This is a genomic window from Labilibaculum euxinicum (assembly GCF_009795715.1).
In the GTDB taxonomy this organism is placed as follows: domain Bacteria; phylum Bacteroidota; class Bacteroidia; order Bacteroidales; family Marinifilaceae; genus Labilibaculum; species Labilibaculum euxinus.
In genome coordinates, this window is the sequence record NZ_WTCR01000003.1 from 52,731 (window position 1) to 68,111 (window position 15,381).

8 protein-coding genes and 1 pseudogene are annotated in these 15,381 nt (G+C 38.1%); all 9 read left to right on the forward strand.

What is annotated here, in order from left to right; genetic code table 11:
* Nucleotides 1-7 precede the first annotated feature (7 nt).
* Entirely contained in the window at nucleotides 8-1,570 is a 1,563-nt protein-coding gene (locus tag GQR60_RS04255; RefSeq protein WP_225441333.1) for a glycoside hydrolase family 43 protein, read from the forward strand.
* A 331-nt stretch (nucleotides 1,571-1,901) separates the two neighbouring features.
* Nucleotides 1,902-3,110: pseudogene (locus tag GQR60_RS04260) on the forward strand (alpha-L-fucosidase); the annotation flags it as partial.
* 78 nt (nucleotides 3,111-3,188) lie between these two features.
* Nucleotides 3,189-3,485, forward strand: a complete 297-nt coding sequence (locus tag GQR60_RS20045; protein ID WP_225441350.1) for an alpha-L-fucosidase C-terminal domain-containing protein — start codon at nucleotides 3,189-3,191, stop codon at nucleotides 3,483-3,485.
* An 8-nt stretch (nucleotides 3,486-3,493) separates the two neighbouring features.
* Complete coding sequence (locus tag GQR60_RS04265) at nucleotides 3,494-4,651, forward strand: sialate O-acetylesterase (protein ID WP_225441334.1); 1,158 nt, start codon at nucleotides 3,494-3,496, stop codon at nucleotides 4,649-4,651.
* 100 nt (nucleotides 4,652-4,751) lie between these two features.
* A complete protein-coding gene (locus GQR60_RS04270; protein WP_225441335.1) occupies nucleotides 4,752-7,268 on the forward strand; it encodes a sugar-binding domain-containing protein in 2,517 nt (838 codons plus the stop codon).
* Between the two features lie 3 nt (nucleotides 7,269-7,271).
* Nucleotides 7,272-9,191, forward strand: a complete 1,920-nt coding sequence (locus tag GQR60_RS04275) for a glycoside hydrolase family 97 protein (RefSeq protein ID WP_124991752.1) — start codon at nucleotides 7,272-7,274, stop codon at nucleotides 9,189-9,191.
* Between the two features lie 61 nt (nucleotides 9,192-9,252).
* Nucleotides 9,253-11,250: a glycoside hydrolase family 97 protein gene (locus GQR60_RS04280; RefSeq protein WP_124991753.1), complete on the forward strand. Its 1,998-nt coding sequence runs from the start codon at nucleotides 9,253-9,255 to the stop codon at nucleotides 11,248-11,250.
* Nucleotides 11,251-11,548: 298 nt separating this feature from the next.
* Entirely contained in the window at nucleotides 11,549-13,750 is a 2,202-nt protein-coding gene (locus tag GQR60_RS04285; RefSeq protein ID WP_124991754.1) for a glycoside hydrolase family 3 C-terminal domain-containing protein, read from the forward strand.
* Between the two features lie 31 nt (nucleotides 13,751-13,781).
* Nucleotides 13,782-15,356, forward strand: coding sequence for a glycoside hydrolase family 43 protein (locus tag GQR60_RS04290; protein ID WP_124991755.1), 1,575 nt, complete (start codon nucleotides 13,782-13,784; stop codon nucleotides 15,354-15,356).
* The last annotated feature ends 25 nt before the right edge of the window (nucleotides 15,357-15,381 follow it).

Consider the following 15,381-nt stretch of genomic DNA (forward strand, 5'->3'; position numbering starts at 1 on the left):
AACCATTATGAAGATTCTCTTTTTTAAAGAAAATAAAAGAATGTATATAAAAAAAATAGTTTTAAGTACAATTATAGCTATGTGTTTTCTTGGATGTAAATCCACTGAAAATCAATCAAATACAAATAAAACGGAAAGGGTTAAGGAAAAACTAGTGGAAAAATTCGCAGGTGTTTCACCGAAGCTTAGCTCTGACAATGCGAATCCTTTATTGGACTTTATGTTTACTGCCGATCCAACAGCGGTTGAGTATGAAGGAAGAATTTATGTCTATGCAACCAATGATCATCAACAGTATGAGAACGTAGGAAAGGACGGAAAAAACACATATCATCATATTCGTTCACTGGTCATGATGTCTTCTGACGACATGGTCAACTGGACGTATCATGGTCTTATAAATACAGCGGAAATTTCGCCATGGACTCAGAATTCATGGGCGCCTTCAATAACATCTAGAGTAGAATCTGATGGAAAGACACATTTCTATTTGTACTACTCTAATAGTGGTATAGGAACAGCCATGCTTACCTCTACTTCTCCCGTTGGTCCCTGGAGTGACCCATTAGGGAAAAACATAGTTGATAGTTCTGTGCCTGGAGTCAATTGCGAGTCTCCATTTGATCCTGGAGTTGTTATAGATGACCAAGGTATGGGGTGGCTGGCTTTTGGAGGAGGAACACCTAAAACCGAATACATGCCAGGTAATTCTCGTATTGTTAGACTAGGAGAAGATATGATTAGTCTTGCTGGTGAAATTGCTGAGATACCTGCTCCTTATTGTTTTGAGGCAAGCGAGCTTAACTTTATAAATAGAACCTGGGTTTATACTTTTAATACAAGCTGGAAACCGCGCACGGAATGGCCTTATAAGAATATTGATAAACCTAGCCAATGCAGTATGTCTTATATGACAAGTAAAACGCCTTTAGATTCGGATAGCTGGAAGTATCGCGATAGCTACTTTAAGAATCCTGGTGATTACCACGTGGGACCTTATACAAATAACCACACGCATCTGTTTCAATTTAAAAGGAAATACTATATAGCTTATCACTCCATGTATTTACAGGATTATTTAGGCACAAAAGGTGGTTTTCGCAACGTAAGTATTGATGAAATACAGGTGGATGAAGAAAACGTACGCATACACATGGGAGAAGCGACTTATAAGGGGCCTTCTCAACTTAATACATTAAATCCATTTGTTATCCAACAAGCAGAAACAACTGCTGCCACTTCTGGACAAGTTCAATTTGAAGCTTTTGGTAATCCAGGTAATATGGTTGTTAAAGGAAACGAGGATAAACAATGTCTCATGGTACGAGGCGCTGATTTTAGTCAACATATTCCTGCAGAATTTGAAGCTAGGGTAAAAGGAAAAGGTAAGATAGATGTCTATGTGAATGATTTAAAAGGAACAGCTGTTGTTTCTCTTATATGTGATAAAGACGAATGGATTACTCTGTCAAAGAATGTAGAAAGAAAAATAAAGAAGGGAGTGGGGAATATCTATTTTGTATTTAGTGGAAAAGATTTTGTGTTTGATGAATGGCAATTTAATGATTAATTCTCGGAGTTATTTTATTGAAGCCAATATATAATTAGATATTCAATCAAAAAAGCTTTACGATTAAATATTAAGCTATTGATTATTATGCTGAGTAAAAATATCTAATAATTTGAAAAAAATAAAAATAGAATTAATTAGAACATTGTAATAATACTCTTTGCAGATTTCGGGGCTTAAGAATTGGATTGTGTTTTATTGAAAAGTAGATAATAGAATTTAAAAATTTTAAATATAAACCGTTTTAAAATAGTATTAATTTATGAAAATCGTTTTTTCTACCATAATTTCCTTATTGTGTAGTTTAATGGTGTTGGCTCAGGAAAAAAAAATGGTAGTAGTAAATACCAGCAAAGAGCCCGTTACACCAGGTGAATTTGAGCCAACATGGGAGTCGCTTCAGCAATACCAAACACCAAAATGGTTTCGCAATGCCAAGTTTGGCATTTGGGCACATTGGGGGCCACAATGTCAGCCCGAGCAAGGTGACTGGTACGGCAGGCTTATGTACGACGAAGGTAGTCCCCAGTACAAATGGCACTTGGAACATTATGGGCATCCTTCTTAGGTAGGCTTCAAAGACGTGATTCATGACTGGAAAGCTGAAAATTGGGATCCAGAAAAGTTGGTGGCCCTTTATAAAAGAGTTGGAGCACAATATTTTTTCGCCATGGCAAACCATCATGATAATCTGGATTTATGGGACAGTAAGTACCAAGAATGGAACTCTGTACGTGTAGGCCCAAAGAGAGACATCATGACCGGATGGGCAGAAGCAGCAAAAAAGTATAACTTGCCCTTTGGGATAAGTGTACATGCGTCCCATGCATGGACATGGTTTGAAACTTCCCAGCGCTCTGACAAGAAAGGACCATTGGCTGGTGTACCTTATGATGGAAACCTAACCAAAGAGGATGGTAAGGGCACTTGGTGGGAAGGGCTTGACCCCCAAAATCTTTATGCACAAAATCATCCCTTTAGCAAAGGAAGTGAAGATGATATTACGTCCTTATGGGGTGGGCAGTGGAATTGGAAAAATGGGGCATCCCTTCCAGATCAAGAATGCTGTGATAGATTCTACAACCGTACCATGGATCTCATCAATAAGTATAATCCGGATTTAATTTATTTTGATGACACGGCTCTGCCGCTTTGGCCAGTTAGTGATGCTGGTTTAAAGATTGCTGCGCATTATTACAATACTAATATGTCCATCCATGATGGAAAGCTAGAAGCTGTCTTATTTGGAAAGGTACTGACCGATGAACAGAAAAAATGTATGGTGTGGGATGTGGAAAGAGGCGCGCCAGATAAAGCACAAGCAGATGCTTGGCAAACCTGCACATGTATTGGCGATTGGCATTATAACAGGGCTGTTTATGATGAAAACCGATACAAATCGGCAAAAACAGTCATACAAACTTTGATTGACATCGTTAGTAAAAATGGTAATCTACTGTTGAATATTCCAGTTCGCGGAGACGGAACGATTGATGATAAGGAAGTAGCTATTTTAGAAGGCATTGCAGCCTGGATGGATATAAACAAAGAGAGTATTTTTGATACGTGTCCGTGGAGGGTGTTTGGCGAGGGGCCAGTGGCTGATGAAGCTAACCCTATGCAAGGTCCTGGTTTTAACGAAGGCAAAACACAATTGTCGGAAAAAGATATTCGCTTCAATCAAAAAGGGACTATTCTTTACGCCTCAGTTTTAGAGGTTCCTTTAGAAGATATTACCATAAAATCACTAGGTAAAAACAAAGTGAATTTCAAAATAAAAAAGATCGAAATGCTTGGTAGTAATGAAAAACTCAAGTGGAAACAAAAAGCAGGGGTCTTGGTAATTGAAAAACCTAAAGATGTACCAAATGATATGGCGGTAGTATTTAAGATTGAAAGAAAATTTAACAACTAAGAAAATTCATGAAAAATACAATTATAATGAATACCAAGTTCTTAGGCAGAACAATGTTAGCGACTCTTTTATGGGTTGCCACAATATCATGCGGAAATGCAAATAATGATATAGAACCATTGCTGGATGTTTCTAAAGTATTGATTTCCTTATCAGCAGAAGGGGGAACAGAAAATATAACAATAACAAGTAATGACAACTGGAGTGTTGATGGTTTAACATCATGGTTGGAATTAAACCAAACCAGTGGCAATAGTGGTAACGTAGAAATCCAGTTGACAGCAGAACTAAATGACACAGGTTCAACACGCTTCGCCACATTGAGCATCTCCCTGAAAAATGGAGAGATTCAACAATTGGTTAAAGTATCACAGGTTTCTCAGAGTACGCCCGTAGCACAAGCGGATCCCAATTTTTACATCTTTCTTTGTTTTGGACAATCCAATATGCAAGGCATGGGGGCAATCGAAAGTCAGGATAAGACGGTAGATAGCCGTTTCAAGGTGTTTCAAACACTGGATTGTTCAAACTTGAATAGGGAAAAGTCAACGTGGTATACAGCTGTTCCGCCTACTTGCCAATGTAATTCAGGGCTTTCGCCTGCCGATTATTTTGGAAGAACTATGGTTGAAAATCTGCCAAATAACATCACTGTGGGTATTATAAATGTTGCTGTTGCAGGATGCGACATCAGGCTGTTTGATAAGGATAAATACCAGGACTACGATTCTACATCTACCGATGCCTGGTTTACCTCCATTATAGACGGTTATGATGGAAATCCATATCAGTATTTGGTCAGCCTGGCAAAACTGGCTCAAAAGGACGGTGTGATCAAAGGGATTCTTTTACATCAGGGTGAAACAAACTCGGGGCAGCAAGAATGGCCAACCTACGTACAGAAAATATATAATGATATGTTGACAGACCTATCTTTAGAAGCCAATTCTGTTCCTCTTTTAGCAGGTGAAATGTTCTCTGGTGATAATAATTGCTGTTCAAGTATGAACACCATTATAGGAACGTTACCGGAGACGATTCCAACAGCGCACATTATTTCTTCGGATGGATGTACTGGACAGGATGCTGCCCATTTTGACTCAGCGGGTTACAGAATCTTAGGAAAGCGATATGCAGATGAAATGCTTTCTCTATTGGGCTATTAAAGAATAAAATGAGGATGGAGAACGAGGAGTGGTTGGTTTCACTCTTTTGATTGGTGGTTTCCAGTATGAACGATGAATAGTAGACTTAATAAAAAATGAAATGTCTGATAATCAAAGAATATTTATGAAATTATCCGATTCAACCAATGGCCAGACCTATGTCCTAGAGCAAAAAACAGTAGGTTTTAAAAGGTTGAAGCCAAGCTGGAAAAAGGTATTAATAGTTTTTTTGCTTTTTATCAATGGCTTGTCAGTTCATGCCCAGCAACAGGAGGGTATTCATAGGAAACAGCTGTTTGATGACAACTGGAAATTCCTTTTAGGCGATACTGCTGCTGTCAGTTCAAAGGATTTCAACGATGAGAGTTGGCGTAAACTCGATTTGCCTCACGATTGGAGCATTGAAGGGAAAGTCAATCCCAAAAATCCGACAAAAGGAGGAGGAGGATATTTTCCGGCAGGAATTGGCTGGTATCGGAAAACCTTTCGGGCACCCGACGCATGGGAAGCTGAAAAAGCAGCTATTTATTTCGAAGGTGTTTACATGAATTCAGAAGTCTTTATCAACGGAAAATCGTTGGGCGTTCATCCGTATGGCTACACATCGTTCAGCTACGACCTTACACCATATCTTAATTTCGGAAAGGAAAACGTTATTGCTGTGCGGGTAGATAATTCGCAGCAGGTAAACAGCAGGTGGTACAGTGGCTCTGGAATCTATCGCCATGTGTGGATGAGGGTGAGCAATCCGGTTCATGTGGCTCATTGGGGTATAAACATCACAACACCTGTTGTATCTACAAAAAAGGCAACCGTACAGATAAAGACATTAGTGAAAAATGAAACGACTTCAACACAAAGTATTGTTGCTAAAACTATTCTTTGGAATAAAAGTTCTAAAATAGCAGGAAAAGGTCAGGTGCAAATAGAGCTTCCTGCAAACAGCGAAAAGGAAATTACTCAAACAATAAACGTGTCAAATCCTTTGCTTTGGACACCTGAAACCCCCAATTTATATCAGGCTCAAATTCAGGTATTAAAAGATAAAAAGGTACTTGATGACACAAAAACCAGTTTTGGTATTCGTTCCATAAAATTTACTGCCGAAAAAGGGTTTCAGCTTAACGGCAAAACAGTTAAGATAAACGGAGGTTGTGTGCATCACGATAATGGTTGCTTGGGTTCTGTTGCTTTCGACCGTGCCGAGGAACGCAAAGTGGAGTTGCTCAAAGCTGGTGGATTCAATGCCGTTAGAACGTCGCATAATCCACCTTCCGAAGCATTTTTGGATGCCTGCGACAGATTAGGCTTACTGGTTATGGATGAGTCGTTCGATTGCTGGAAAGTTGGGAAAAACAGTAACGATTATTCTAAATATTTCAACCAATGGTGGGAAAGTGATTTATCATCAATGGTATTGCGCGATCGCAACCATCCTTCCATTTTCATGTGGAGCATTGGTAATGAAATACCGGAACGTGGAAAACCTGAAGCTGTGAAAACAGCGATTATGCTTATTGAAGAGCTTAAAAAAATGGATAATACCCGTCCGGTAACTTCGGCTATTGTTGAAAGTGGCAAGGATTGGACAATAATGGACTCGCTAATGGATGTACACGATGTGGCGGGTTATAATTATCATCTGTATAGTGCGCCGGACGATCATAAAAGAGTGCCTGAAAGAATGATTGTTCACACGGAATCCTATCCAAAAGATGCATTTGTTAATTGGAAATTGGTACAGGAGAACAATTACGTTATCGGTGATTTTGTATGGACGGCGATAGATTATCTTGGTGAAGCCGGTATTGGTAGAACGTATTATTCTGGCGAAACACCTGGTGAAAACTGGGATAACGATATGTTTCCCATTCATGCTGCCTATTGTGGTGATATTGATTTGATTGGTTGGAGAAAACCCATTTCGCATTACCGAAGCATGTTGTACAATAATAACGAAAAATTATATATGGCCGTTCGCGAACCTGAACCAGAGCCATTGGAAATCAAAACAACATGGTGGTCGGTGTGGCCAACTTGGGAAAGCTGGACCTGGCCTGGTTTTGAAGGAAAAACTGTTCAGGTTGAGGTATATTCCAAATATCCTAAAGTAAGACTGTATCAGAACAACAAGCTGGTTGGTGAACAGGCAACAACGAAAGATCAAGAATACAAAGCCACATTTTCAGTTACTTATGCATTAGGAGAGCTAAAGGCGGTTGGAGTTGAGAATAATAAAGAGGTTGAAGCTACTACGCTGCAAACTGCCGGCAATGCTGCAAAAATAAAACTTACAGCCGACCGAAAAGAGATATTGGCCAATGGACAGGATTTATCATACATATCTGTAGAAATTACGGACAAGGATGGAATAATCCAACCGAATGCCACAAATCGTTTGCATTTCAAAATTGATGGCCCCGGTGTAATTGCAGGAGTTGATAATGCCAACATCAAAGACACCGACTCTTATGTAGATAATACACGAAAAGCATGGAAAGGGAAGGCATTGGTGGTGATAAAAAGCAATCATCATGTAGGTGATATTATATTATCGGTAACATCAGATGGATTGGAGGAAAAAAGTATAATTATTAAATCAACACAAAAAAATTAAAGCATGGGAATATCATTGAAACAACCTCTCTTTTTTTTATTTTTTATTTTAAGTTCGTTTATTATAAATGCTCAGGAAGTAATTTCACCTAATGGGAACATAAAGATTGTTTTGAATTTGCCCAAAAACAATGCTTCTCATGAATGTTTTTTTAAAACCTTATATAAAGTTGAAAACAGGTTTGTTGAAGTTTTGCCCGATTCTAAATTAGGTATTAATCGTACCGATGAGCAGTTTACAGATAACCTTCTTTTTATTGCAGCATCGAAACCTGTTTCAATACACGATAAGTATAAAATGGTTTGTGGTAAACGCTGCCTATGCGAAAATTTTGGTACTGAAAAAACATTCAGTTTCCAAAATTCCAATCATCAACCCTTAAATATTGTTTTTAGGGTTTATAATGATGGTATTGCATTTAGATATGTTTTTCCTAATTATTCTGATTCTGCAAAAAGCATTATTGGTGAAGAAACAACCTATGTTTTGCCCGATAGTACAAGCCGATGGATGCAGCCTTATGAAAGGTCATACGAAAATTTTTATCCGTTGAGTAGAACGGGCGTTGATAAGCAAAGGAAGCAGGAGTGGGGTTATCCTGCATTATTTAAAGTCAATAATCAATCAATTTGGGGGCTGATTTCGGAAGCAGATATCAGCGAAAATAATTGTGCTGCTAAACTATGCAATCTGAAAAATGCTAAGGAATATCAAGTTACATACCCTTCTCCTCGTGATAATTTCAAGCAAACAGGAGTGAAAGCCATGTTACCTTGGAACTCACAATGGCATACGCTAATAATAGGTCAATTGTCTGATGTAGTAGAATCTACTTTAATTACAGACGTTAGCGAATCTAATAAATTAACAGAAACAAGTTGGATAAAACCGGGTCCAGTTTCGTGGATATATTGGGCAAACAATCGAGGTTCAAAAGACTACAAAAAAGTAGTTGAATATGTTGACCTTGCTGAGGAAATGAATTGGCCTTATGTGCTGATAGATTGGGAGTGGGATGTAATGGGCAATGGTGGTAATATAATCGATGCTCTGAACTACGCAAAAAGCAAGGGAATAAAACCAATGATATGGTATAATTCAGGTACAATTTGGCTCGACCCAACGCCGAATGACAGGCTGTTGACTGCCGAAAAACGTGCTAAAGAGTTTGCGTGGCTCAATAAAATAGGTGTTTTTGGCATAAAAGTTGACTTCTTTGCCGGAGACCAGCAGGATATGATGAAATATTATATAGACATTTTGAAAGATGCAGCAAAATATCATTTGATGGTGAATTTTCATGGGGCAACAGTTCCCCGAGGCTGGGCTCGTACATATCCAAATTTAATGTCAACTGAAGCTGTATATGGTGCAGAATGGTATAACAATCAACCTGTATTGACTGATAAAGCTGCAGCCCATAATACCACGCTGCCATTTACACGTAATGTAATTGGTTCAATGGATTACACTCCGGTTACTTTTTCAAATTCACAGCATCCGCATATCACATCGTATGCTCACGAGTTGGCTTTGTCTGTTGTATTTGAATCAGGGCTACAGCACTTTGCAGATAGTCCATCAGCGTATGAATCTTTACCAGCAGAACCAAAAGAATTTCTGAAAACCGTACCTGTTGCGTGTGACAATACAAAACTTCTGGATGGTTATCCAGGTGAAAAAGTAATTATTGCCCGTAAGAAAGGAAATCAGTGGTATATCGGTGGGTTAAATGGAAAAGATGAATCCCAGACTTTAATAGTAAAGTTTGATTTTCTGGATAAGGGAAGCTATAATTTCCAGCTTATCAAAGACGGGAAGGATGATAAATCTTTTTCTTCAGAAATAATAAGAGTGAAGAGAGGGGATGCATTGAAAATTGAATGCCTTCCACGAGGAGGGTTTGTTGGTGTGATAAAGTAAAATAATCAAGGAATGTATTATTTGTGATTCAAGTAATATTAATACAAATAAATTAGGAAAAATGATAAAAAAAATTTTCAAAGGAATTGTGTTTTCCTCCCTTTTAATTAGTGCTTCGTTCACATATTCTCAAAGCAATGTAATCCATGTAAAATCCCCTAACGGGAAGATTGACATGGCTTTGGAAAGTGGAGCAAAGCTAACCTGGTCTGTAAAACATGAAAATACAGAAGTTATTGTGCCTTCTACTATATCGTTAACACTTGGTAGCGGAGAGGTTTTAGGCAACAATGCAAAAGTTATTAGCACTAAAAAATCAAAAGTCAACACTACGTTTACAACGCCTATCTATAAAAAGGAATCGGTGGTTGACGAGTATAATCAGGTTATAGTAAACTTTAAGGGGCATTATGGCTTGATTTTAAGAGCCTATGATGATGGTGCGGCCTACCGTTTTTTTACAAATAAGAAAGGACAAATTATTGTTGAATCGGAAGAAGCTGGTTTTAACTTTAGTAAGGACCATAAAGCCTATGTTCCCTATGTACGTGATCTAAGAGAAAATGACATGTATTCATTCGCCTTTGAATGCGATTATGTTGAGACACCTCTTTCTGGATTTGTAAAAGATTCACTGGCTATTTCTCCGCTGCTTGTTGATCTGGAAAATGGGAAAAAAGCTGCTGTTATAGAGGCTGATTTGGAAGATTACCCTGGCATGTTTTTAACACGAAATAATCAAACGAAGCAAGGTCTGAAAGGAGCTTTTGCTCATTATCCGAAGGAAGAACGAATGGGGGGCTACAATAACATGGACTATATGGTAGCAAAAAGGGAACCTTATATTGCCAAGACAAGCGGCACACGAAAATTTCCATGGAGAGCAATCATAATAAGTGAAAGCGATAAAGATCTGTTGAACAATGATATGGTGCAAAAGCTTGCCGCACCTTCTAGAATTAATGATATAAGCTGGATAAAACCAGGTAAAGTAGCATGGGATTGGTGGAATGATTGGAATATATCGAAAGTCGATTTTAAGGCAGGGATCAATACCGAAACCTATAAATATTATATCGATTTTGCTTCTAAAAACAATATTGAGTATGTGGTTCTGGATGAAGGTTGGAGTGAAGAAACCGATATGATGAAGATAGCACCAAGTATGGATGTTGAGAAACTCATTAACTACGGAAAACAAAAAAATGTAGGAATTATTCTTTGGGCTTCATGGTATGCTATCAATCAGGTTTTAGACGATGCTTTTATTAAATATTCAAAAATGGGAGTGAAAGGGTTTAAAATAGATTTCTTAGATCGTGATGACCAAAAAATGGTAAAGTCGGTTTATAACATTGCTAAAAAGGCCGCTTCTTATAAACTTCTTGTTGATTTCCATGGTATGTATAAACCCACTGGCGTTCAGCGAACATATCCGAACATTGTTAATTTTGAGGGGGTAAAAGGCTTGGAGAACGTTAAGTGGACAGCAAATGATGATACCCCATATTATGCCACTTGTATTCCCTTTATCAGAATGCTGGCGGGACCTATGGATTATACGCCAGGAGCCATGCGTAATGCAACAAAAGCAGATTTTCGTCCAAGTAACTCCATGCCGATGAGTAAGGGAACCAGATGTCACCAGTTGGGTATGTATGTTGTTTATGAAGCTCCATTACAAATGATGGCCGATAGTCCTACGGCCTACATGAAAGAACAGGAAAGCACGACTTTTATTACCAAGATCCCTACTACTTTTAATGAAACAGTTGCCCTTGATGGTAAAGTGGGAGAATATGTAAGCATTGCCAGAAGAAAGGGTGATATATGGTATGTAGGCGGTTTAACTAACTGGACATCAAGAGAGATGATGGTGGACCTATCATTCCTTGATAAAGGAACCTACTCCGCCGAAATTTTTAGAGATGGCATTAATGCGGATAAAGATCCTACAGACTATAAAAGAGAAACAATTGATGTTACAAATACCGATAAGTTAACGGTAAATATGGCCAATGGTGGCGGTTTTGCCATTATAATTAGCCCCAAAAAATAAGTGTATTAAATATTAATTAAAATACGCTTGATCATATAAATTAAATCAAAATATGAGTTCTATACATCAGAAGACAATGTGAATTGGAAATTAGTTGATAAAGGAGAGTTTTCGAACATCAAAAACAACCCTTTGATGCAAATCAAAAATTTTACATTGGCAAACGAGTGTTATGTTAGGTTGTGTATTTTGAAAAATACCCATGGTGATAATGTTGCCGGGTATGCCTAAGTGGATGTGATTACGAAATAATAAATACAGTAGGAATCTTATAAATAGAAGAAGAGAATATTACATCATGATAAAAAGAAAAATTAGCGTTTTACTAGTACTATTTACGCTGTTGTTTCTGAATGGATGGGCGCAAGAGCCTGTTTACCTGGATACAAGTAAACCCATAGAAACTCGAGTAAAGGATGCATTGTCACGAATGACGTTAGAAGAAAAAGTAGAGTTATGTCATGCTCAGTCTAAATTCAGTTCAAAAGGAGTTCCTCGGCTAGGTATTCCAGATGTATGGTCTTCTGATGGTTCACATGGTGTGAGCGATGAAAAATTATGGGATGAATGGAGTAGTGCGCAATGGACAAACGACTCCTGCACCGCTTTTCCGGCATTAACATGTCTTGCGGCAACATTCAATTCCGACATATCATTGCTTTACGGAAAATCTATTGGAGAAGAAGCCCGATACCGTAACAAAACCATGTTGTTAGGGCCAGGAGTCAATATTTATCGTACGCCACTAAATGGTCGGAATTTTGAGTATATGGGCGAAGATCCTTTTTTGGCTTCACGTATGGTAGTGCCATATATTCAAGGTGTACAGTCTAATGGAGTTGCTGCTTGCGTAAAGCATTTTGCATTGAACAATCAGGAAATTTCCCGTGGTGAGATTAATGTAAATGTAAGTGCCCGAGCATTGTACGAGATTTATCTTCCAGCCTTTAAAGCTGCCGTTCAGGAAGGGAATGTGTGGTCAATCATGGGCGCATATAATAAAATATGGGGCGTACATAGCTGTCACAACGATTTATTATTGAATAAAATTCTGAAAAATGATTGGAAGTTTGATGGCGTGGTGGTTAGTGACTGGGGCGGTGTACACAGTACTGATGAGGCTGTGAATAACGGACTTGATATTGAAATGGGTACCTATACCAATGGATTGACAACACAAGGTCATTTCCCTTTTTCAAGCTATTATTTAGCTGATCCATTCTTGAAAGGAATTAAATCAGGGAAATACGAAATATCGAAACTTGATGATAAAGCGAGCCGAATTTTGCGAATGATTTTTCGTACCACTATGAGTCCTAATCGTCCGTTTGGACGTTTTGTGTCACCAGAACACAGCTCCGCAGCCAGAAAAATAGCAGATGAAGGGATTGTTCTTCTTAAAAATAACAAACAGTTTTTACCTATTCCTGAAGGCAAATACACAAAGATTGCTGTGATAGGCGAAAATGCTGTTCGTAGTCTGATTGTTGGAGGAGGTTCTACATCGCTGAAAGCTGCTTATGAAATTTCGCCATTGCAGGGATTAAAAAATAAATACGGTGAAAATCATATTGTTTACAGCATGGGATATGCTTCAGGGCCGTCGCTGTATGGGGCAGAAGAGCCTTCTAAATTAAATTTAGATTCATTGCGAACTGCAGCTGTTGAAGTTGCGAGTCATGCCGATTTGGTGCTTTTTGTTGGCGGATTGAATAAAAATTATTTTCAGGATTGTGAAAGTGGTGATCGTAAATCTCTTAGTTTACCATTCGGACAAGATAAACTAATTGAAGATATACTAAAAGTCAATAAAAATGTAGGCGTAATTTTACTAAGCGGAAATGCTGTTTTGATGCCTTGGTTAGATAAAACACCTGCTGTTTTGCAAGGGTGGTATCTTGGTTCTGAGGCTGGAAATGCTTTGGCAGATATTATTTCCGGTGATGTAAACCCTTCAGGAAAACTCCCTATCTCATTTCCTAAAAAACTCGAAGATGTTGGGGCACATGCTTTTGACAAACTCTGTTATCCAGGCGATGGTGTCAACGTGTATTACAAAGAAGATATTTTTGTAGGATACCGTTGGTATGATACTAAAAACATTCCTGTTCTTTTCCCATTCGGGCATGGATTGAGTTATACAACATTTCAATACGGAAAACCTACAATTTCTTCAAAATCAATTACAACAGCCGATTCATTAGTTGTAACAATTCCAGTAAAAAACACAGGTAAAGTTGTGGGAAAAGAAGTAGTTCAATTGTATGTTAATGATGAAAAATCGAGTTTGCCTCGTCCGCTTAAAGAATTAAAAGGGTTTGAGAAAATTTCTTTACAGCCGGGAGAGGAAAAGACGGTGAGTTTCACTTTAACAAAAGAGGATGTTTCTTATTATGATGACAAAAAAAATGCATGGATTGCAGAACCAGGTAATTTCAAAATTATGATTGGAGCTTCGGCTGCCGATATCAAAGGTACAGCAAGCTTTATTTTGAAATAAGACATTATAATTGATTTTAAATAAATTTAATATGAAAAAAATAATTTTTCTTTTAGTTTGTATTTTGGGTTTCTTTCACGACTCAAACGCTCAGGGATATAAAAATCCTGTTATTTCTGGTTTTCATCCGGATCCAAGTGTTTGCAGAGTTGGTGATGATTATTATTTGGTAACCAGTAGTTTTGAATATTTTCCGGGAGTGCCGGTCTTTCATAGTAAAGACTTAATTAACTGGACGCAAATCGGACATTGTCTGACCCGTCCTTCCCAACTTAAATTAGAAAAATGCGCACCTTCTGCGGGTATTTATGCACCAACACTCCGTTATCACGAAGGTCGTTTTTATATGGTTACTACAAATGTATCTGGTGGAGGAAATTTTTATGTATATACAGATAATCCTGCAGGAGAATGGTCTGAACCTGTTTTTGTAGAACAGGGTGGTATTGATCCAACTTTATATTTTGAAGACGATAAATGCTATTTCGTGTCCAATGGCAAAGGCATCACCATTTCTGAAATAGATATTAAAACGGGAAAAAAACTTACCGAAGGCAGAATTGTATGGAATGGTACAGGAGGACGCTATCCAGAAGCACCGCATATTTATAAAAAGGATGGATGGTATTATTTACTCATTTCTGAAGGAGGTACCGAATATGGACATAAAGTGACGATTGCGCGCAGCAGATCTATTTATGGAGCTTATGAATCGAATCCTGCTAATCCAATTCTTACGCACATGAATGAAAATGCACAAAGCAACCCAATCCAAGGAACAGGACATGGAGATTTTGTTCAGGCTCATGACGGTTCGTGGTGGATAATATTCTTGGGCTTTCGTCCGCAAAGCTTACTTCACCACGTATTGGGGCGTGAAACCTTTTTAGCTCCGGTAAGATGGGATGCAAATGCTTGGCCTGTGATAAATGGCAACGGTACGGTAAACATAGATATGAATGTGCCTACTTTACCTTTAAAGCCTGAAAAGCAACATAGTCTTTCAACCGATTTTGATGAAACGAAGTTAGGTGTTGATTGGAACTACCTCCGAAACCCATTTATGAATAATTATTCGCTAACAGAAAAGAAAGGGGCATTGCGGTTGAAAGCAAGCCAGGTTTCTTTGGACGATAACGATTCCCCAACTTTTGTGGGACGCAGACAGGAACATATGGATTTTTCAGCTACTACTGTGTTATCATTAAACGATGCAAAGGAAGGCGATGAAGCGGGAATGACAATGTTCTACACGAGCCAGGCTCATTATGACCTCTTTTTAAAAAAATCAGAAAAAGGCAAATATAAATTGGTGGTGCGTTATCACATGGGAGAGTTGAACCACATTGCATACGAAAAAGAAATACCTAGTGATAAAATTTATTTGAAAGTAAAAGGAGACAAGGATTTTTACTCGTTTTATTATTCCCTTGATGGTAAGAAATTTAATTTTTTAGACAAGATAAATGTATGGTATTTGAGCTCTGAAACCAATGGTGGTTTCACGGGGGTATATATTGGATTGTATGCCACATCCCAAAATAAAAAGACCAAAGCTTATGCTGATTTTGATACGTTTATATACAAACCTGGAGATTTAGATTAATGTAGGGGTAATGGTGTTTTTCCTA

Coding starts and splice junctions, on each gene's coding strand:
- GQR60_RS04255 (WP_225441333.1), top strand. CDS start 8: ATGAAGATTCTCTTTTTTAAAGAAAATAAAAGAATGTATATAAAAAAA.
- GQR60_RS04280 (WP_124991753.1), top strand. CDS start 9,253: ATGATAAAAAAAATTTTCAAAGGAATTGTGTTTTCCTCCCTTTTAATT.
- GQR60_RS04285 (WP_124991754.1), top strand. CDS start 11,549: ATGATAAAAAGAAAAATTAGCGTTTTACTAGTACTATTTACGCTGTTG.
- GQR60_RS04270 (WP_225441335.1), top strand. CDS start 4,752: ATGTCTGATAATCAAAGAATATTTATGAAATTATCCGATTCAACCAAT.
- GQR60_RS04290 (WP_124991755.1), top strand. CDS start 13,782: ATGAAAAAAATAATTTTTCTTTTAGTTTGTATTTTGGGTTTCTTTCAC.
- GQR60_RS20045 (WP_225441350.1), top strand. CDS start 3,189: ATGCAAGGTCCTGGTTTTAACGAAGGCAAAACACAATTGTCGGAAAAA.
- GQR60_RS04265 (WP_225441334.1), top strand. CDS start 3,494: ATGAAAAATACAATTATAATGAATACCAAGTTCTTAGGCAGAACAATG.
- GQR60_RS04275 (WP_124991752.1), top strand. CDS start 7,272: ATGGGAATATCATTGAAACAACCTCTCTTTTTTTTATTTTTTATTTTA.